This window comes from Polaromonas sp. P1_A2 (genome assembly GCF_056406895.1).
Map to the genome: position 1 here is coordinate 1 of NZ_JBFTZI010000010.1, position 18,117 is coordinate 18,117.

The 18,117-nt window shown below is 64.3% G+C and carries 22 protein-coding genes; 14 read left to right on the top strand and 8 right to left on the bottom strand.

The features are described 5' to 3' along the window. The 3 genes from AC1D09_RS23740 to AC1D09_RS23750 form a co-directional block, all read right to left on the bottom strand. Positions 1 to 357, bottom strand: a 357-nt coding sequence (locus AC1D09_RS23740; RefSeq protein ID WP_477701258.1) for a response regulator, incomplete at its 3' end; no start/stop codon positions are given. 6 nt (positions 358 to 363) lie between these two features. Beyond that, positions 364 to 996, bottom strand: coding sequence for a MarC family protein (locus tag AC1D09_RS23745; protein ID WP_477664282.1), 633 nt, complete (start codon positions 994 to 996; stop codon positions 364 to 366). Positions 997 to 1,235: 239 nt separating this feature from the next. Further along, positions 1,236 to 1,982 carry an SDR family oxidoreductase gene (locus tag AC1D09_RS23750; protein ID WP_477664283.1) on the bottom strand — a complete coding sequence of 249 codons (747 nt, stop codon included), beginning with the start codon at positions 1,980 to 1,982 and terminating at the stop codon, positions 1,236 to 1,238. 139 nt (positions 1,983 to 2,121) lie between these two features. Between AC1D09_RS23750 and AC1D09_RS23755 the strand changes: the two genes are divergently transcribed. The 4 genes from AC1D09_RS23755 to AC1D09_RS23770 are packed head-to-tail and all read left to right on the top strand — an operon-like array spanning position 2,122 to position 5,023. Further along, a complete protein-coding gene (locus tag AC1D09_RS23755; protein WP_477664284.1) occupies positions 2,122 to 2,730 on the top strand; it encodes a DsbA family protein in 609 nt (202 codons plus the stop codon). Between the two features lie 55 nt (positions 2,731 to 2,785). Next, positions 2,786 to 3,475, top strand: coding sequence for a dienelactone hydrolase family protein (locus tag AC1D09_RS23760; protein ID WP_477664285.1), 690 nt, complete (start codon positions 2,786 to 2,788; stop codon positions 3,473 to 3,475). Between the two features lie 2 nt (positions 3,476 to 3,477). Next, positions 3,478 to 4,356 carry an amidohydrolase family protein gene (locus AC1D09_RS23765; protein ID WP_477664286.1) on the top strand — a complete coding sequence of 293 codons (879 nt, stop codon included), beginning with the start codon at positions 3,478 to 3,480 and terminating at the stop codon, positions 4,354 to 4,356. A 4-nt stretch (positions 4,357 to 4,360) separates the two neighbouring features. Then, entirely contained in the window at positions 4,361 to 5,023 is a 663-nt protein-coding gene (locus AC1D09_RS23770; protein ID WP_477664287.1) for a glutathione S-transferase family protein, read from the top strand. 4 nt (positions 5,024 to 5,027) lie between these two features. Here the strand turns inward: AC1D09_RS23770 and AC1D09_RS23775 are convergent, their stop codons facing one another. From AC1D09_RS23775 to hemB, 5 genes are read right to left on the bottom strand one after another with little or no spacing between them, the layout of a single operon-like run. Further along, a complete protein-coding gene (locus tag AC1D09_RS23775; protein WP_477664288.1) occupies positions 5,028 to 5,585 on the bottom strand; it encodes a DUF1003 domain-containing protein in 558 nt (185 codons plus the stop codon). Positions 5,586 to 5,618: 33 nt separating this feature from the next. Beyond that, positions 5,619 to 6,392: a DUF72 domain-containing protein gene (locus tag AC1D09_RS23780; protein ID WP_477664289.1), complete on the bottom strand. Its 774-nt coding sequence runs from the start codon at positions 6,390 to 6,392 to the stop codon at positions 5,619 to 5,621. Positions 6,393 to 6,403: 11 nt separating this feature from the next. Continuing rightward, positions 6,404 to 7,012 carry a DUF2799 domain-containing protein gene (locus AC1D09_RS23785; RefSeq protein WP_477664290.1) on the bottom strand — a complete coding sequence of 203 codons (609 nt, stop codon included), beginning with the start codon at positions 7,010 to 7,012 and terminating at the stop codon, positions 6,404 to 6,406. Positions 7,013 to 7,052: 40 nt separating this feature from the next. Then, a complete protein-coding gene (locus tag AC1D09_RS23790) occupies positions 7,053 to 8,168 on the bottom strand; it encodes a magnesium transporter CorA family protein (RefSeq protein ID WP_477664291.1) in 1,116 nt (371 codons plus the stop codon). Positions 8,169 to 8,171: 3 nt separating this feature from the next. Beyond that, the gene (hemB, locus tag AC1D09_RS23795) at positions 8,172 to 9,188 is read right to left on the bottom strand and encodes a porphobilinogen synthase (protein WP_477664292.1); all 1,017 of its coding nucleotides are present in this window, start codon (positions 9,186 to 9,188) and stop codon (positions 8,172 to 8,174) included. Positions 9,189 to 9,607: 419 nt separating this feature from the next. Here hemB and AC1D09_RS23800 point away from each other — a divergent pair, with 419 nt between their 5' ends. From AC1D09_RS23800 to AC1D09_RS23845, 10 genes are all read left to right on the top strand, one after another. Continuing rightward, a complete protein-coding gene (locus AC1D09_RS23800; RefSeq protein ID WP_477664293.1) occupies positions 9,608 to 10,036 on the top strand; it encodes a CopD family protein in 429 nt (142 codons plus the stop codon). Between the two features lie 146 nt (positions 10,037 to 10,182). Then, positions 10,183 to 11,295, top strand: a complete 1,113-nt coding sequence (locus AC1D09_RS23805; protein ID WP_477664294.1) for a VanZ family protein — start codon at positions 10,183 to 10,185, stop codon at positions 11,293 to 11,295. A gap of 177 nt (positions 11,296 to 11,472) precedes the next feature. Further along, positions 11,473 to 11,745 carry a DUF2798 domain-containing protein gene (locus tag AC1D09_RS23810; RefSeq protein WP_083336882.1) on the top strand — a complete coding sequence of 91 codons (273 nt, stop codon included), beginning with the start codon at positions 11,473 to 11,475 and terminating at the stop codon, positions 11,743 to 11,745. A 43-nt stretch (positions 11,746 to 11,788) separates the two neighbouring features. Beyond that, on the top strand, positions 11,789 to 12,127 hold the full coding sequence (locus AC1D09_RS23815; RefSeq protein WP_074578239.1) for a (2Fe-2S) ferredoxin domain-containing protein: 339 nt from the start codon (positions 11,789 to 11,791) through the stop codon (positions 12,125 to 12,127). Between the two features lie 27 nt (positions 12,128 to 12,154). Next, positions 12,155 to 12,796, top strand: coding sequence for an alpha/beta hydrolase (locus AC1D09_RS23820; protein WP_477664295.1), 642 nt, complete (start codon positions 12,155 to 12,157; stop codon positions 12,794 to 12,796). 53 nt (positions 12,797 to 12,849) lie between these two features. Further along, complete coding sequence (locus tag AC1D09_RS23825; RefSeq protein ID WP_477701259.1) at positions 12,850 to 14,064, top strand: D-alanyl-D-alanine carboxypeptidase family protein; 1,215 nt, start codon at positions 12,850 to 12,852, stop codon at positions 14,062 to 14,064. A 248-nt stretch (positions 14,065 to 14,312) separates the two neighbouring features. After that, on the top strand, positions 14,313 to 14,690 hold the full coding sequence (gene rpsL, locus AC1D09_RS23830; RefSeq protein ID WP_007851137.1) for a 30S ribosomal protein S12: 378 nt from the start codon (positions 14,313 to 14,315) through the stop codon (positions 14,688 to 14,690). A 236-nt stretch (positions 14,691 to 14,926) separates the two neighbouring features. Next, positions 14,927 to 15,400 carry a 30S ribosomal protein S7 gene (rpsG, locus tag AC1D09_RS23835; protein ID WP_011481226.1) on the top strand — a complete coding sequence of 158 codons (474 nt, stop codon included), beginning with the start codon at positions 14,927 to 14,929 and terminating at the stop codon, positions 15,398 to 15,400. Positions 15,401 to 15,622: 222 nt separating this feature from the next. Next, the gene (fusA, locus tag AC1D09_RS23840) at positions 15,623 to 17,725 is read left to right on the top strand and encodes an elongation factor G (protein WP_413330606.1); all 2,103 of its coding nucleotides are present in this window, start codon (positions 15,623 to 15,625) and stop codon (positions 17,723 to 17,725) included. A gap of 147 nt (positions 17,726 to 17,872) precedes the next feature. Next, positions 17,873 to 18,117, top strand: a 245-nt coding sequence (locus AC1D09_RS23845; protein WP_477650650.1) for a GTP-binding protein, incomplete at its 3' end; no start/stop codon positions are given.

Here is an 18,117-nt window from a genome sequence, read left to right on the forward strand (position 1 = left end):
CCGCAGCAGGCTGCGCACGCGCGCCAGCAGCTCGCGCGGGCTGAAGGGCTTGCTCACGTAATCGTCGGCACCCAGCTCCAGGCCCAGTACGCGGTCGATTTCCTCGCCCTGGGCGCTGAGCATCAGCACCGGCAGGCTGCCGGCGGCGCGCAGCTCGCGGCACAAGTCCAGGCCGCTGCCGTCGGGCAGGCCGACGTCCAGGATCACGGCATCGGGCGGCTGCCGGCTGATCTGGGCGCGCGCATCGCCCAGCAGCAGGCTGTGGGTCACAGTGAGGCCGTCGCGCTCCAGTGTGTAGATGATGGAGCGGGCAATCGCCGGGTCGTCTTCCACCAGCAGGATGCGCGCACCAGCCATCGGGGTTCAGGAACGGAGAATTGGGAACAGCTTGCCCAGGCCATCGGCCATCACTTCAACCGCCAGCGCGGCCAGGATCAGGCCCATCAGCCGCGTCATGACGTTGATGCCGGTCTTGCCCAGAACGCGGGCAATCGGCTCGGCCAGTGAAAAGCAGATGGCGGTGGCCAGGGCGATCACGATGCCGTAACCGACCAGCATGGACAGCTGCAGGGCGGTCTTGGCCTTTTCGGCGTAAATCACGACGGTGGACATGGTGGCCGGCCCGGTCAGCAACGGAATGGTCAGCGGCACCACGGCGATGCTGGCGCCGCGCGCGGCCTTGGCCGCGCCGTCTTCCATTTCATTGGTCTGCGGCTTGGCTTCGGCCGGCTGGGCGTTCAGCATGTTCATGGAGCTGATCAACAGCAGCATGCCGCCGCCGACCTGGAAGCTCGCCAGCGAGATGCTGAAGAAGTCGAGGATCTGCAGGCCCAGCAATGCGCTGATGGCGATCACGACAAAGGCGGTGAAGGACGCGACCAGCACGGTGCGGCGGCGCTGCTCGTCGGAAAAGTCCTGCGTGTAATGGATGAAGAAGGGCACGATGGCCAGCGGGTTGACGATGGCCAGCAAGGTCACAAGCGGTTTAAAGTCCATCGTTATTCCTTAAAGGCAACTCAAGTGGCAAGTAGGGTGGCGGACTGCGCAGCGGATTCCAGCAGGGGCCGCGGAACCGGCTTTGCCGGGCCGCAGGCGCAGCGCCCCCGAGGGGCTGGGGCCCGCGGCTCCAAGCCTGCCTGCGCAGGCTTGGACGGGCGACAGAGGCGAGGCGTCCCGCGAGCCGCGGCCTGCAAGGCCTCGAGAGCTACACGCAGTGAGCGAACGTGGGGGCACGACTACCTGCCTCCTGCCACATCCAGCAACGCGCCGGTGGTATAGCCCGCATTGTCGCCGAGCAGCCAGACAATCGAGGCGGCAACCTCGTCGGCGGTGCCGGGGCGCTGCATGGGCACCTGGGGCGCCAGGTCGCGGGCGCGGTCGGGCAGGCCGCCCGAGGCGTGGATGTCGGTGTCGATGATGCCGGGGCGCACGGCGTTCACGCGTATACCCTCGGTGGCGACTTCCTTGGCCAGCCCGACGGTAAAGGTGTCGATCGCGCCTTTGGCCGACGCGTAGTCCACATACTGGCCCGGCGCGCCCAGCCGCGCTGCCGCGCTGGAGACATTGACGATGGAGCCGCCCGCGCCGCCGTAGCGGGTACTCATGCGCTTGACGGCTTCGCGCGCGCAGAGGAAGGAGCCGAACACATTGATCTCGAACATGCGCCGCAGCCGCGCCAGGGTGATGGCGTCGACGCGGGTGGTGCGGTCCACCACGCCGGCGTTGTTGACCAGGCCGTCCAGCCGGCCCAGCTTGGCGTCCACTTTCTCGAACATGGCCAGCACCTGCGCCTCATCGGCCACGTCGGCCTGCACCGTGATGGCGTTGCCGCCGGCCTGGCGGACCTGCCGCACCACCTCGTCGGCGGCCAGGGAGTTGCTGGCGTAGTTGACGGCCACCGCCCAGCCCTGGCGCGCCGCCAGCAGGGCCGAGGCCGCGCCTATGCCGCGCGAGCCACCCGTGATCAGAACAACTTTTGACAAACCGCACCTCCTGCAGAAAATGGCAATCCCGGGTAAAAACAAGGATTGGGCGGATCAATGTACCCTAAGCCGTATCTTGCGCAATGCCCGGCCGCCGGCGGCGCGGCCCACCCATCCACAGACACTGACGGAGACACTCTTGAGCACCACCGTGGACTACTACTTCACCCCGCAAAGCCCCTGGACCTACCTGGGGCATGAGCGCTTTGCGCAGATCGCCCGGGCGGCGGGCGCCGCCGTGCGGGTGCTGCCCATAGACCTGGGCGGCAAGGTGTTCCCGATCTCGGGCGGCTTGCCGCTGGCCCAGCGGGCACCGCAGCGCCAGGCCTACCGGCTGCTGGAGCTGCAGCGCTATTCGGACTACCTGCACGCGCCGCTGAACCTCAAGCCCAAGTACTTCCCGGTTTCCGGCGACGATGCGTCGCGCCTCATCATTGCCGTGGACCTGCACGACGGCAGCGAAGCCGCGATGAAAATCGGCGGGGCCATCTTCAGCGCCGTATGGGTGCGCGAGCGCCATATCGCCGATGAAAAGGTGCTGGCCGAGCTGCTCGCCGAATGCGGCCTGCCGGCAGAGCGGCTGGAGCAGTCCTTCAGCCAGGCCGTGCAGGAGCGCTATGAGGCCAACACCCAGCAGGCGATAGACGCCGGCGTCTTCGGCGCGCCCAGCTATGTGGTGGACGGCGAACTGTTCTGGGGCCAGGACCGGCTTGATTTTGTCGAGCGCAAACTCATGGCGGGCGCCTGAAGCGGCTGCTGATTCATCCACCAACCCGACTTACGCAATCTTCAAGGAGCATCCCATGGGCCAATTTATCCAACTTACCGCCGCCGACGGCTTTGTCGTGCCGGCCTATGTCGCGCAACCCGAAGGCAAGCCGCGCGGCGGCGTCGTGGTGGTGCAGGAGATCTTCGGCGTCAACTCGCACATACGCGCTGTCACCGACCGTTTTGCCGCCCAGGGTTACCTCGCGGTGGCGCCCGCGACCTTTGAGCGCATCAAGCCCGGCGTCGAGATGGGCTACAGCGAGGAAGACATGAAAGCCGGCTTCGAGCTCAAAACCGCCGTCAGCGCCTTGCCCGGCGCAGGCGTGCTGCAGGACCTGCAGGCGGCGATAGACCATGCGGCCCAGGCCAGCGGCGGCAAGGTCGGCATCATCGGTTTTTGCTGGGGCGGGCTGCTGACCTGGCGGGCGGCCTGCCTGCTGGACGGCCTGTCGGCGGCGATTCCCTATTACGGCGGCGGCATCACGGCCGAGGAAGAAATCGCGCGCCAGCCCAAATGCCCCGTCATGGCCCACTTCGGCGACCAGGACCACTGGATCCCCATGGAGGGCATAGAGGCCTTCACCAAGGCGCACCCCGAGGTCGAGGTGCATGTCTACCCGGCCAACCACGGCTTTAACTGCGACCAGCGCGGCTCCTACAACGAAGCGGCGGCCAAGCTGGCGCGCGAGCGTTCGCTGGCTTTCTTCGCCGCCAAGCTGGCCTGAGCATGCGTGGCGCGTGGGCAGCCTTCGTCCTGGCGGCCTGTGCCGGGTCGGGCTTTGCGGCCGACTATGCGGGGCCGCTGTTTGACACGCACCTGCATTACAACGAAGAGGCCTGGAACGGGAACAGCGGCCCGCACTCGCCGGCCGACGTGCTGGCGCGCATGCAGCGCAACGGCGTCAAGGCCATCGTCGCCAACTCGCGGCCCAACGACGGCACCAAGTCGCTCGCCGCCATGGCCGAGACGCGCAAGGCCGGTGTCACCGTGGTTCCCTTTATCCGCCTGTACCGCAACCGCGCCGATTACGACAACTGGTTTCGCGACGAGTCCATCTATGAGATGGTGCAGGCCGAGTTCGCGCGCGGCGTGGCCGGCGACCAGGCCGGGCCGTACAAGGGCATAGGCGAGTTCCACCTGTATGACAGCGCCAATGCCAACGGCCCGGTGGCCCGCAAGCTGATGCAGTTCGCCGCGAAGAACAAGCTCGCGGTGCTGGCCCATGTGGACGACACGGCCATAGACCTGCTGATGGCCCATGCGCCCGATGCCCGGCTGGTCTGGGCGCACACCGGCATAGGCGGCGCACCCGTGGAGAGGGTCGACGCACTGCTGGGCAAATACCCGCAGCTCATGGGCGAGCTGTCTTACCGGCCGGGCCTGACCTGCGACGCCGGAAAGCTGTGTCCCGAATGGCGCGCGCTGCTGCTCAAGCACCCGGGCCGCTTCATGATCGGCTCCGACACCTGGGTCAACCAGCGCTGGCTGTATTACGACGAACTCATGAAGGGCTACCGGGCCTGGCTGGGCGATCTGCCGCCCGACGTGGCGCGCAAAGTTGCCTGGGGCAATGCGGCTGGCATCTTCGGCGTCACGGCACAATAGCTTGATGTACCAACTTCATTTTTCTCCCAGCACCGCCGCCATGGCGCCCCATATCCTGCTGCAGGAACTGGGCGTTCCCTTTGAAAAAATCCTGGTCGACACCAGCACGGGTGCGCATCGTTCCGAGGCCTACCGCAAGCTCAATCCCAACGGCCTGATCCCGACGCTGGTCGACGGCGAGCTGGTGCTTTACGAGACCGCCGCAATCTGCCTGCACCTGTGCGACAGGCACCCCGAGGCCGGGCTGGCGCCCCCACTGGGCACCGTGGAGCGTGCGCATTTCTACAAGTGGCTGGTCTGGCTGACCAATACCGTGCAGTCTACGTTGATTGTTTATTTCTACACCGACCGCTGGATGGATGCGGGCAACAGCGCGGGCGTGGCCGAACTGAAATCGCACGCCGAAGCCAAGGTCGGCCTGATGCTGGACCAGTTGGACGCGGAACTCGCGCGGCTGGAAAAAATACATGAGCAGCCCTGGTTGCTGGGCGCGAAGTATTCGGCGGTGGACATCTACACGCTGATGCTGTGCCGCTGGACGCGCAACTTTGCGTCCAAACCCGCGCGTGACCGTGCGCACCTGGGTGCCTATTTGAAGCGCGCGCTGGCACGCCCCGCGGTGATCAAGGCCTTCGAGGCCGAAGGCCTCGCCCAGCCCTGGGTCTGAAACGCTAGTTTTTCTTCGCGGCAGGCGAATCCTCCTGCTGCGCCTGCTCAATCTGGGCGACCAGTTTTTCCGGGTTGGTGTTTTCCTTGAGGATGCGGATATCCGGGTCGCTCCCGCTGTCGGCGCCGACTTTTTTGGCGATGCGCTCCAGCATCTGGATCATTTTGGTGTTTTCCTGCTCGGTCAACAGGTTGATCTGCAGGTCCAGCTGGTTGCGCCTGTCGCTGATGCGCAGCTCGTAGTTCTGGCTGATCAGGATGAAGGACGCGAGAAAAATCGCCTCGAGCGATACCACCAGCGTGAGGAAGGTGAAGGGATACGGGTCCCAATGCGCGAGCCCCGGCCAGGTGTTGAGGGCTATCCAGCCCGCGAAGGCGGCTGCGTGCAGCCAGACAAAAGGCATGGAGCCGCAGAAGCCGGCGATAAAAGCCGCCATGCGGTCGGCGCGGCTGCGGTTGGCCAGCGCCATCTCCTCCACGCGCCGCATGGACTGCACGTTTTCACGGGTGAGGTCGTCCGCGCAGACCTTGGGCGGGGTATTCCCCTTGAAGCGGTTTTTCATGCGTCCTCCTTTCGCAGGCGGCGCGGCGGTGGATTAGCGCTGCGCCAGGCCCCGTGCGAGATACAGCGCGTCGGGCACCGCGGCGCCGCTGGCAGTATTGTCGAAGACACACCAGACCGCGGCGTCAGACGCCGCCGCGCTTTTGAGCCGGACAAGCAGCGCATCAAGTACTTCCGGCGCATAGGCCGAGTAATACATGCGCGGTGAGCCGTGCAAGCGCACATACACCGTGGCCGGGTCGCCGCCGGGCGCGCGGCCCGCGTCAAGCAGCACCGGGTCGGCCAATACGCGGCCGACTTTGAATTCCTTCAGCAAGTCGTCGGCGGGCGCCGTGAACCAGCTCGCATGGCGTGGCTCGAGTGCGACCTTGCCGGTGTGGCGACGTCGCAGCGCGGCCAGGAAGCCGCCGGCCGAGGCTGCGTCAAAAGCCAGGCTGGGCGGCAATTGCACCAGCAGGCAGCCGAGCTTTTCGCCGAGGCTTGTGACTTGCAGCAAGAATTCGTCCAGCAGGCTTTCGCAATCGCGCAGGCGCTTTTCGTGGCTGATGGTTTTGGGCAGCTTGACGCTGAAACGGAAATCCGGCGTCACGCTTTCGGCCCACCGCGTATAGGTGGCGGGCTGATGCGGACGGTAGAACGACGAATTGATTTCGGCGGCGTTCAGGCGCGCGGCGTAGCGCTCAAGGTGGCTGCCGGCGTCGGGAAACTCGGGCCAGGTTTCGCGCGGCAGGCTCCAGCCCGCGCAACCCACCCGCACTTCCGCGTCTTCGCGAGAGCGGGAGCGGGAGCCGGCCTGCATGGCGGGCATGAAGGCTTTCGTCAGTACTGGCCGCGCTGGCGCATGTCGCTGCGCAGGCGGTCCAGCTGGTAGCTGGCATCGCGCACCGCGTAGCGGGCTTCTTCAATGCGCCGGTCCGAGCGCGCGAGCTGCTCGCGCAGCGTGCGCTTGCGGTCTTCGGCGGTTTTGGCGTCGCGCAGTTCCGCCTGCATCTGGTCCTGCTCGTACTGCAGCCGCGCCAGGGTCTTGCGGGCGTCCTGCTCGCGCCAGGCGATGCCGTGGATGTTGCGGAAGTTCTGGTCCATGGGCGCGGGGCAGACGCCTTCGTAGCTGTTGCCGGCCAGGCCTTCGTTGAGGGCGTTGGCCGGCTGGCAGTAGCTTTGCAGGCCCTGGTCGCGGCCGGCGCGGTAGACGGCCACGTTCACGGCAATGCCGGCCTTGGCGCAGGACTCGTAGTAGTCGGCGGCGCGGTCGGTGCGGCCGCGGCTGCCGTCCTGCACGCCCAGCTGGCGCCAGTCGGCGGTGGCGCATTCTGCCGGGCTCAGGCTCTCGCAGCCGGCCAGCAGTGCCGAGACTGCCAACAGGGCCAGCCAGGACGCCCGCGGCAAGAAAGAGCCGGCGAAGAGGAGGCGGGTGAAGGCAACAGGCATGGCGGTGTCTCCTGTGAATGGACTGGGGATTGCGGCGCGCCTAGCCGCGAGTTCGGGCGATGTATTGCTTGCGCCAGAACACCGTCCCGACCACGGCGACGATCAGGACCATAAAACCGGCGGTCCACCAGAAGCCGGTGGAAGTGTGAAGGAAAGGCATGAACTCGAAATTCATGCCGAAGAAGCCGGTGATCAGGTTCAGCGGCAGGAAGATGGCGGTCAGCGCCGTCAGCGTGCGCATGATGTCGTTGGTGCGGTTGCTTTGCGCCGAAAAATGCATCTGCACCGCGGTTTCGGCGCTTTGCTCCATGCGGCGCACATGGTGGACCACGCGCTCTATGTGCTCCAGCACGTCGCGCGAGCGCACCTTGAGCAGCTCGCGTTCGCGCACCAGGGCGGGCGTGCCGCCTTCGGGCCAGGTTTCCACGGAGTCGATCCAGTCCTGCACGGCCGAGCGCTGGTCCTCGCAGATTTCGTCCAGCTGGTGCATGGCCAGCCGCGCGTCGAGCACCGAGCTCCAGTTGGTAAAGCGCGTGCCGGGCCTGAGCAGTTCGGACTGCCAGTGGTCGAGCTGGCGCGTGAGCTCACGCCGCAACTCCAGGTAGCCGTCCACGATCTGGTTGACGATGCGCAGCATCATGTCGGCGGGGCTGGCGGGCAGCTTGACACCGCTGGAGCGCGACTCGGCGGTGGTGGCGTTCAGCAGCCGGGACGCGTAGGCGTCGCGCACCGCGCAATCGGCGGGATGCACCGTCAGCAGCAACTGGTCGAACACGGCGAAACCGACCGGGCTGGTGTCTATGCGCTTGAGCACCGGCGGCCCGCTGCGCTTGAGGCGCGCCTGCAGCGGCTCGCCGGGCTGGCTGAGGTCGGTTTCGGTCTGGCTGGCGGCCAGGCGGCGGAACACCAGGATGTCGTACTGCGAGGTGTAGTCGTAGTGCGAGGGCAACTGGTTGTTCAGCAGGTCGGAGACATGCAGGTCCACCAGCTGGGTGCCGCACAGCAGCTGCAGGCTGGCCTGGATCTGGGCCTGCAGCACCTCGAACTCGCGTCGGGCGCAGGCGATCCAGACAAAACCCTGCGCCGGCAGCTGGGTCGGCAGGGCCTCGGTTTCAACGACGCCCTGGCTGCCGGCCGTGATGGTGAAAACGCGCACCGCTCAGGCCTGGCGCAGCTTGCGCGCGGCATCAATGGCGAAATAGGTCAACACGCCGTCGGCGCCGGCGCGCTTGAAGGCCAGCAGGCTTTCCATCATGACCGCGTCGTGGTCCAGCCAGCCGTTCTGCGCGGCGGCCTTCATCATGGCGTATTCGCCGCTGACCTGGTAGGCGAAGGTGGGCACCTTGAACTCGTCCTTCACGCGGCGCACCACGTCCAGGTAAGGCATGCCGGGCTTGACCATCACCATGTCGGCGCCCTCGGCGATGTCCATGGCCACCTCGCGCAGCGCTTCGTCGCTGTTGCCCGGGTCCATCTGGTAGACCTTTTTGTCGGCCTTGCCGAGGTTGCCGGCCGAGCCCACCGCATCGCGGAAGGGGCCGTAAAAGGCGCTCGCGTACTTGGCGCTGTAGGCCATGATGCGCGTGTGGATCAGCTTTTGGGCTTCCAGTGCCTGGCGAATGGCGCCTATGCGGCCGTCCATCATGTCGCTGGGCGCGACCATGTCCACGCCGGCTTCGGCCTGGCACATCGCCTGCCGGACCAGCATGGCCACCGTCTCTTCATTGAGGATGTAACCGTTTTCATCTGGCAGGCCGTCCTGGCCGTGCGTGGTGAAGGGGTCCAGCGCGACGTCGGTCATCACGCCCAGGCCGGGGAAATTCTTCTTGAGTTCGCGCACCACGCGCGGGATCAGGCCGTCCGGGTTGGTGGCTTCCTTGCCGTCATAGGTCTTGAGCGAGGTGTCGACCACCGGGAACAAGGCCATGACCGGGATACCCAGCTTCACGCATTCCTCGGCCACCGGCAGCAGCAGGTCCAGGCTCAGCCTTTCAACGCCGGGCATGGAGGCCACCGGCTGGCGCTGCTGCCTGCCGTCCACCACAAACACAGGGTAAATCAGGTCGTTTGCGGTAAGTGTGTGCTCGCGTACCAGGTTGCGGGTGAAGGCATCACGGCGCAGGCGCCGGGGGCGGCCCGCCGGAAAGGGGGCAAAGTTGGAGGCGTGGAAAGTCATGCGCAAATTGTGCCAAAGCTTTCGCAATGCCATGAGGTATTTGGCGGGCTGCCCGCGCACAGGGGCGGCTGGGACAGCTTTACATGATTGTTTCTTAGGTTACTTAGAAAAGCATTGCCAAGGCCGGACGGCCGTGGTTAGAATTGATACGTGTGGTTACCATTTGGTGGCTGCATCCCGCTTTTCCTCCCTGAGCGGGGCCTTTGCGTGTGACAGCAAAAAGGCTTACCAGCCCGGTGGCTTATGCCTCCGGGCATTTTTTTGCCCCGCGCCGCAGTGTCGCCATCGTCTCAAGGGATGTGCGCGGGTGTTAAGCCAGCAGGGGCCGCGGAACCGGCTTTGCCGGGCCGCAGGCGCAGCGGCCCCCTCGGGGGGCAGCGCATTACACGAAGTGAAAAGCGTGGGGGCTACACTTCGTTATGCTCTGGGTCAAATCACTCCACATTGTTTTCATCGCCAGCTGGTTTGCCGGGCTGTTTTACCTGCCGCGCATTTTTGTGAACCTGGCGATGGTGCCGCCGGAAAGTGTGGCCGAGCGCGAGCGGCTGGTGCTGATGGCGCGCAAGCTGATGCGCTTCACCACCATCCTGGCCGTGCCGGCGCTGGCTTTTGGCCTGTGGCTCTACCTGGGTTACGGCATAGGCCGCGGCCCCGGCAACGGCTGGATGCACGCCAAATTTGCCGTAGTGGTGCTGGTGATCGGCTACCACCATGCCTGCGGCCGCCTGCTCGCGAAGTTCGTCGCCAACCGCAACACGCGCAGCCACAAGTGGTTCCGCTGGTTCAATGAAGTGCCGGTACTGCTGCTGCTGGCCGCGGTCATCCTGGTCGTGGTCAAGCCTTTTTAGGATCACAAGCGGGCATCGCAGTGAAAAAGAAGGCCCCCCCCAAACCAGCAGGCGCCAGCGGACCGGCTTTGCCGGACGCTAGGCGTCGCCCCCTGCAAGGGGGGGAGGAACTACACGAAGCGAAGCGCAGTGAGGACGGCGGGGGTGTGCCAAATTCCAGGGGTGTGCACAAGACCACGGCCTGGCCCCTCGCGCTGGCCGCCATCTGCCTGATTGTTTACGCCAGCCTCTATCCCTTCACGGACTGGCGCGACCAGGGCATCTCGCCCTTTCGCTTCCTGACGGCGCCGCTGCCGCAGTACTGGACCGGGTTTGACGTGGGCGCCAACCTGCTCGGGTACGCGCCGCTGGGCTTTTTGCTAGCGCTGTCGGCCCTGCGCAGCCGGCGCGTGTCCTGGGCCGTGACGGTGGCGGTGCTGGCCAGCGGCCTGCTGTCGCTGGCCATGGAGACGCTGCAAAGCTATCTGCCGGTGCGCATTCCCTCCAACGTCGACCTGCTGCTGAACACGCTGGGCGCCTGGCTGGGGGCTTGCTTCGCCTGGGCGCTCGAAAAAACCGGCGTGGTGGACCGCTGGAGCCGCTTTCGCGCGCGCTGGTTTGCCCATGACGCGCGGGGCGCGCTGGTGCTGCTGGTGCTCTGGCCTATGGCGCTGCTGTTTCCGGCCTCCGTGCCCATGGGGCTGGGGCAGGTGTTCGAGCGGCTGGAGGCGGCCCTGGCCGATGCGCTGGCCGACACGCCTTTTTTGCAGTGGCTGCCGGTGCGCGATGTGGAACTGCAACCCCTGGTGCCCATCGCGGAACTGGTTTGCGTGGCGCTGGGCGCGCTGGTTCCCTGCCTGCTCGGCTATTGCGTGATCCGCACGCTCTGGCAGCGGGCGGCCTTCTCGGCGGCGGTGATCGCGGCCGGCATCGTGGCATCGGCCCTCTCCGCGGCCCTGAGTTACGGCCCCGACCATGCCTGGGCCTGGCTGGACATACCGGTGCAGGCGGGTATAGGCCTGGCGGCCGTGCTGGCCATGCTGCTGCTGGCCGTGCCGCGCCGCGCGGCGGCCGCGCTGGCACTGCTGGCGCTGGCCATTCACCTGGGGCTGCTCAACCAGGCGCCGGCGGACCCCTATTTCGCGCAGACGCTGCAGACCTGGGAGCAGGGCCGTTTCATCCGCTTTCACGGGGTGGTCCAATGGCTGGGCTGGCTTTGGCCGTACGCGGCGCTTCTGTATGTGCTGGTGCGGCTGTCGGGCCGGGAACCCAAGGCCTAGCCGCACGCGGCATCCCTTCATCTGCTACCATCGCCGGGCGATCTCCCTCAAGAGTTGCCGTAAGCGTTTACGTCAATCAACGCGCCAACCACCGCCGGCCATGCCGGGCGTGTGTTTTCCCTCGGGCCTGCTGGCCGCGGGAAAGGCGCCTTGACTGGACGGCTTATGGAAACCTGTATGAACTCTTCGAAATCTTCATCGCGCACCCCTTTCGGTTTCGCCAAGCTCCCCGCACGCAGCGCGCGCTGGGTCACGCCCTTGCTGCTGTCGCTTTTCATGACCTGCATCGTCTCGCTCATCAGCACGTTCAAAGGCGTGGGCCTGGCGCCCGGCGTCCTGCGCATCTGGCTGGGCGCCTGGGCCGTTTCCTGGGTCATTGCCTTCCCGACCTTGCTGCTGGTCCTCCCGTTGGTGAGGAAGGCGACGGCTTTTGTCGTCGAAGCCGCCTGAGCCCGCGGAACATATCGACCACCACATCCTCTAAAGTCACCACATGCCTGAACACAATTCCTATTACGAACGCCATATCTTCTTCTGCCTGAACCAGCGCGCCAACGGTGAAGACTGCTGCGCCAACCACCGCGCCCAGGAAGGCTTTGACCGCTGCAAGTCGCAGGTCAAGGCCGCCGGGCTGGCCGGGCCCGGCAAGGTGCGGGTCAACAAGGCCGGTTGCCTGGACCGCTGCGCCGGCGGCCCGGTGGCCGTGGTGTACCCGGAAGCGGTCTGGTACACCTATGTGGACGCCAGCGACATCGACGAGATCGTCGAATCACACCTCAAAAACGGCAAGGTGGTCGAGCGCCTGCTCACGCCCGCGCACCTGGGGCGCTAGGCCTTCCGATTGAAGAAAGCGGTTTTCGTGAACTCCCAAACCCAAAAATCCATCATCCGGGGCCCGGCGGGCGCGCTGGAAATCGCGCTGGACCTCCCCGCCGGCGATTCGCGCGGCGTGGCAGTCATTGCGCACCCGCATCCGCTGTTTGCCGGCACCATGGACAACAAGGTGGTGCAGACGCTGGCGCGGGCTTTTGTGCACTGTGGCTGGACGGCGGTGCGCTTTAACTTTCGCGGCGTGGGCGGCAGCGCCGGCAGCCACGACGAAGGCCGGGGCGAGCTCGAGGACCTGCTGGCGGTGGTGGAGCACGCCGCGCCGGCGGGCGCCGGGCAGCCGTTGGCGCTGGCCGGCTTCTCCTTCGGCGCTTTTGTGACCACGCATGCCTTCCAGCGCCTGGGCGCTGGCCGCACGATTGAGAAGCTGGTGCTGGTCGGCACCAGCGTGAGCCGCGCGCCGGCCGCGCCGATTGACCCGGCCGCACACCTCAAAACCCTGGTGGTACACGGCGAACAGGACGATACCGTGCTGTTGTCGGCCGTGATGGACTGGGCGCGCCCGCAGGCACTGCCTGTTACGGTTGTGCCCGGGGGCGGCCATTTCTTTCATGGACAATTGCCCCTGTTGAAAAATCTTGTGGTCCGCCACCTGTCTTCGCCTCCAGCCTGACCCGCGCCGCCAGGCTTTTTGTTTTTTAAATTCCTACTTTTCAGCGATACCCCATGCACCTTTCCTTCAAGGCTTCCCGCCCGGTCCCCGGCCTGCGCGCCTTCGCCGCCGCCCTCCTGGCTTTCTCCGCGGTGCTGCCCCAGGCGCACGCCCAGGTGCCGCAAGCGCCTGAAATCGCCGCGCGTTCGTATTTGCTGTTGGACGTCACCGCCAACCAGATCCTGGCCGCCAAGGACATTGATTCCCCGGTCGAGCCGGCCTCGCTGACCAAGCTGATGACCGAATACCTGGTCTTCGACGCGCTCAAGTCCAAGAAGATCGACCTGAAGCAGACCTTCGGCGTCAGCGAGCGCGCCTGGAAGATGCCGGGTTCGCGCATGTTCATCGACCCGAAAATGCAGGTGCCCGTCGAGGACCTCATCAAGGGCATGGTGGTGCAGTCGGGTAACGACGCGACCATGGCGCTGGCTGAGGGCGTGGGCGGCACGGCCGAGCATTTTGTGCAGCTCATGAACGAGCAGGCCAAGGCGCTGGGCATGAAATCGACGTCCTACAGGAATCCCGAAGGCCTGACCGTGGTGGGCCACACCACCACGGCGCGCGACCTGAGCATCCTGGCCACGCGGCTGATGACGGATTTTCCCGACTACATCGGCTACTCGGCCATCAAGAAGTACCGCTACCCCGGCACGCCGGCCGCCAACGACACCAACCGCAACACTTTGCTGTTTCGCGACCCGACGGTGGACGGCCTCAAAACCGGCCATACCGACGCCGCCGGCTATTGCATGATCGCCACGGCCAAGCGCGACTTCCCCAACCTGGGCACGGCCGGCGCGCCGGGCGGACGGCGCCTGCTGGCCATTGTGCTGGGCACGACCAGCGACAGCGCCCGCGCCAATGAATCGCAAAAGCTGCTCAACTGGGGCTACACCGCCTATGAAGCCGTCAAGCTGTTTGACGCCGGCCAGGCCGTGGTCGCGCCGTCCGTCTGGAAGGGCAAATCGTCCACCGTGAAGCTGGGCCGTCCCCAGGCCATCGTGGTGGCCGTGGCCGCCGGCAGCGCGCCCAAGGTCAAAACCCAGGTGGCCCGGCCGGACCCGCTGGTCGCTCCTTTTGCCAAAGGGCAAGCGGTCGGCACGCTCAAGGTCATGCTGGGTGACAACCCGGCGCCCGTGGCCGAGGTGCCGCTGGTGGCCCTGGAAGCGGTGGAAGAAGCCGGTATTCTGGGCCGTGCCTGGGATGCCATCCGGCTTTGGATCAAATAAGCCAAGTCGAAAATCGGGAGTGTGCACTAACATTCCTGATAATTTGAGCCCGGCGGGGTGTCAAAACCCCGAAAAGGCCAGCTGGCCTTGCCTTGCGCGCGCAGGCATGGTCTGGCGCTTTCCGCCTTTTGCTTGAGCGTTTCCCCCAACCGGTTTATACTAGAAGGCTTTTCCGCTTTCACGGCGGGAAATATTTGTGCCCGTATCAACACGGTAAATCAGTTTTCAGACGTTTAGGGACGTTTTCAATGCCAACCATTAATCAGTTAGTCCGTCAGGGGCGCGAGGTCGAAAAGATCAAGTCCAAGAGCCCTGCGATGGAAAATTCCCCGCAGCGCCGCGGTGTGTGCACCCGTGTGTACACCACGACGCCTAAAAAGCCCAATTCCGCTCTGCGTAAGGTCGCCAAGGTGCGCCTGACCAACGGTTTTGAGGTCATCTCCTACATCGGCGGCGAAGGCCACAACCTGCAGGAACACAGCGTGGTGCTGGTTCGCGGCGGTCGTGTCAAGGACTTGCCCGGTGTGCGTTACCACATCGTCCGTGGTTCGCTCGACTTGCAAGGCGTGAAAGACCGCAAGCAGTCGCGCTCCAAGTACGGTGCGAAGAAGCCAAAGGCCAAATAAGCCAATCGGCTCGGGTTGTCTCTTCATTGAGAGCTCGCGCCAGAGGATGCTGTCACGAAAGTCTGTGATAGTTCTTCAAAAAACAGGTGTTTCACTCGCCTTGGCAGGTGTTTGAAACGAAGTGACCCAAGTGCAAATGGTTGCACCGGTCGAGTAAGTGAGGGTTTTGATAACTCTCGCGGTGTTGCAAAGACAGGATGTCTGGGCAATGCCAACTGAAGCAAAGAGGTGAAAAAATGCCACGTCGTCGCGAAGTCCCTAAACGTGAAATTCTTCCTGATCCGAAATTTGGCGATGTTGATCTCGCCAAGTTCATGAACGTGATCATGCAAGGCGGCAAGAAGGCCGTCGCAGAGCGCATCATTTATGGCGCGCTCGACTTTATCGAGAAAAAGAACCCCGGCAAAGATCCGCTCGAGGCCTTCCACATGGCCATCGGCAACATCAAGCCCATGGTTGAGGTGAAGTCCCGCCGCGTCGGCGGCGCCAACTACCAGGTGCCGGTTGAAGTGCGTCCCGTCCGCCGTATGGCCCTGGCCATGCGCTGGCTCAAGGAAGCCGCCAAGAAGCGCGGCGAGAAGTCCATGTCGCTGCGCCTGGCCAATGAGCTGATGGAAGCGACCGAAGGCCGCGGCGGTGCCATGAAAAAGCGTGACGAAGTTCACCGCATGGCAGAAGCCAACAAGGCGTTCAGCCACTTCCGCTTCTGATTGTTGAGCGCAGTATTTGCTGCGCTGAATTGAGGGGTTGCCGGGTGATTTGAAGGTGTGAGCCACCTTGATCGCCGGCGGTTCAGCCCCAGTTTCTGCCAGCCGGGTGTCGTGCACAACATGATTCCCTGCAGGCAGACGCGTAGAAGAAATGAAGGATGTCCGGGTGCCGGGCAGTCTTTCAACGAGTCTTTGTTCGTAACCCCGAACTGAAAGTAATTTATGTCCCGCGCTACCCCCATTCAAAACTACCGCAACATTGGTATCTCCGCGCACATCGACGCCGGCAAGACCACCACCACCGAGCGGATCCTTTTTTACACCGGCGTGAACCACAAGATTGGTGAAGTGCACGACGGCGCAGCGACCATGGACTGGATGGAGCAGGAGCAGGAGCGTGGCATCACGATTACCTCCGCCGCCACCACCTGCTTCTGGCGCGGCATGGACACGTCCCTGCCCGAGCACCGCATCAACATCATCGACACCCCGGGCCACGTGGACTTCACCATCGAGGTGGAGCGTTCCATGCGCGTGCTTGACGGCGCCTGCATGGTGTACTGCGCCGTGGGCGGCGTTCAGCCCCAGTCCGAAACCGTCTGGCGCCAGGCCAACAAGTACAAGGTTCCCCGCCTTGCGTTCGTCAACAAGATGGACCGCACCGGCGCGAACTTCTTCAAGGTCGTTGAGCAGATGAAGCTGCGCCTGAAGGCCAGCCCCGTGCCCATGGTGATCCCCATCGGCGCCGAAGAAAACTTCACCGGCGTGGTTGACCTGATCAAGATGAAGGCCATCATCTGGGACGAAGCGTCCCAGGGCATGAAATTCACCTACAGCGAGATTCCCGCTGAGCTGGTGGCGACCGCCAAGGAATGGCGCGAGAAGATGGTCGAGGCTGCTGCCGAGGCGTCTGAAGAGTTCATGAACAAGTACCTCGAAGAAGGCGACCTGACCGAAGACGAAATCAAGCTGGGCATCCGCACGCGCACCATCGCCAGCGAAATCCAGCCGATGTACTGCGGCTCCGCCTTCAAGAACAAGGGTGTGCAGCGCATGCTGGACGCCGTGATCGAGTTCATGCCTTCGCCCGTGGACATTCCACCCGTGAGCGGCACCGACGAAGACGAAGCGCCCGTGTTTCGTAAGGCTGACGACGAAGAAAAATTCTCTGCATTGGCCTTCAAACTGATGACCGACCCGTTCGTGGGCCAGCTGACCTTTGTGCGCGTGTATTCCGGCGTCCTGAAAAAGGGCGACAGCGTCTACAACCCGGTCAAGGGCAAAAAAGAGCGTATCGGCCGTATCGTGCAGATGCACGCCAACAACCGTGAAGAAGTCAGCGAAATCCGCGCCGGCGACATCGCCGCCTGCGTGGGCCTCAAGGACGTGACCACCGGCGAAACGCTGTGCGATCCCGATGCCATCGTCATGCTTGAGCGCATGGTCTTCCCTGAGCCCGTGATTGCACAGGCCGTGGAACCCAAGACCAAGGCCGACCAGGAAAAAATGGGCATCGCCCTGCAGCGTCTGGCGCAGGAAGATCCTTCTTTCCGCGTCAAGACCGACGAAGAATCCGGCCAGACCATCATCGCCGGTATGGGCGAGTTGCACCTGGAAATCATTGTCGACCGCATGAAGCGCGAATTCGGCGTGGAAGCCAACGTGGGCAAACCCCAGGTGGCCTACCGCGAAACCATCCGTAAAACGGTGGAAGAAGCCGAAGGCAAGTTTGTGCGCCAGTCCGGCGGTAAGGGTCAGTACGGCCACGTTGTGCTCAAGATCGAACCCAACGAAGCCGGCAAGGGCATCGAGTTCGTCGACGCCATCAAGGGCGGTGTGGTTCCCCGTGAATTCATCCCCGCCGTGGAAAAGGGCATCAACGAAGCTGTCACGTCCGGCGTGCTGGCCGGCTACCCCGTGGTCGACGTCAAGGTCACGCTGCACTTCGGTTCGTACCACGACGTGGACTCGAACGAACTGGCCTTCAAGATGGCCGCCATCTTCGGCTTCAAGGAAGGCTGCAAGAAAGCCGGCCCGGTGATTCTGGAGCCGATGATGGCTGTGGAAGTCGAAACGCCTGAAGACTACGCCGGCAACGTGATGGGCGACCTGTCCTCACGCCGCGGCATGGTGCAGGGCATGGAAGACATGGTCGGTGGCGGCAAGGCCATCAAGGCCGAAGTGCCGCTGTCGGAAATGTTCGGTTATTCGACCACGCTGCGTTCGATGTCGCAGGGCCGTGCAACGTACTCCATGGAGTTCAAGCACTACTCTGAGGCTCCGCGCAACGTGTCGGAAGCCATCATGGCTGCCCGCGCCAAGTAAGAAAGTTCAGCTGCCGGTCCCGCGTGGGGCCGGCAGCTTTTTTCCTTGTCTGCGATTGTGTGCCGCTTTGTACCCGTGCGAAGCGAACCAGCAACACAGTGCAGACGTTAAACCGTACACGGGCATGTTCTTTATCTGGAGAGAAAAATGGCAAAAGGCAAATTTGAGCGGACCAAGCCGCACGTCAACGTAGGCACGATTGGCCACGTGGACCATGGCAAGACGACGCTGACGGCGGCGATCACGACGGTTCTGGCATCGAAGTTCGGCGGCGAAGCCAAGGGCTACGACCAAATTGACGCGGCACCGGAAGAAAAAGCGCGCGGCATCACGATCAACACCGCCCACGTCGAGTACGAAACGGCCAATCGCCACTACGCCCACGTGGACTG

What these genes read in the sequence shown, in the direction of transcription:
- AC1D09_RS23800 (WP_477664293.1), top strand. Translation starts at nt 9,608, where the DNA reads ATGCTCTGGGTCAAATCACTCCACATTGTTTTCATCGCCAGCTGGTTT.
- AC1D09_RS23785 (WP_477664290.1), bottom strand. Translation starts at nt 7,012, where the DNA reads ATGCCTGTTGCCTTCACCCGCCTCCTCTTCGCCGGCTCTTTCTTGCCG.
- AC1D09_RS23810 (WP_083336882.1), top strand. Translation starts at nt 11,473, where the DNA reads ATGAACTCTTCGAAATCTTCATCGCGCACCCCTTTCGGTTTCGCCAAG.
- AC1D09_RS23825 (WP_477701259.1), top strand. Translation starts at nt 12,850, where the DNA reads ATGCACCTTTCCTTCAAGGCTTCCCGCCCGGTCCCCGGCCTGCGCGCC.
- fusA (WP_413330606.1), top strand. Translation starts at nt 15,623, where the DNA reads ATGTCCCGCGCTACCCCCATTCAAAACTACCGCAACATTGGTATCTCC.
- AC1D09_RS23775 (WP_477664288.1), bottom strand. Translation starts at nt 5,585, where the DNA reads ATGAAAAACCGCTTCAAGGGGAATACCCCGCCCAAGGTCTGCGCGGAC.
- AC1D09_RS23765 (WP_477664286.1), top strand. Translation starts at nt 3,478, where the DNA reads ATGCGTGGCGCGTGGGCAGCCTTCGTCCTGGCGGCCTGTGCCGGGTCG.
- rpsG (WP_011481226.1), top strand. Translation starts at nt 14,927, where the DNA reads ATGCCACGTCGTCGCGAAGTCCCTAAACGTGAAATTCTTCCTGATCCG.
- hemB (WP_477664292.1), bottom strand. Translation starts at nt 9,188, where the DNA reads ATGACTTTCCACGCCTCCAACTTTGCCCCCTTTCCGGCGGGCCGCCCC.
- AC1D09_RS23745 (WP_477664282.1), bottom strand. Translation starts at nt 996, where the DNA reads ATGGACTTTAAACCGCTTGTGACCTTGCTGGCCATCGTCAACCCGCTG.
- AC1D09_RS23780 (WP_477664289.1), bottom strand. Translation starts at nt 6,392, where the DNA reads ATGCCCGCCATGCAGGCCGGCTCCCGCTCCCGCTCTCGCGAAGACGCG.
- rpsL (WP_007851137.1), top strand. Translation starts at nt 14,313, where the DNA reads ATGCCAACCATTAATCAGTTAGTCCGTCAGGGGCGCGAGGTCGAAAAG.
- AC1D09_RS23815 (WP_074578239.1), top strand. Translation starts at nt 11,789, where the DNA reads ATGCCTGAACACAATTCCTATTACGAACGCCATATCTTCTTCTGCCTG.
- AC1D09_RS23760 (WP_477664285.1), top strand. Translation starts at nt 2,786, where the DNA reads ATGGGCCAATTTATCCAACTTACCGCCGCCGACGGCTTTGTCGTGCCG.
- AC1D09_RS23770 (WP_477664287.1), top strand. Translation starts at nt 4,361, where the DNA reads ATGTACCAACTTCATTTTTCTCCCAGCACCGCCGCCATGGCGCCCCAT.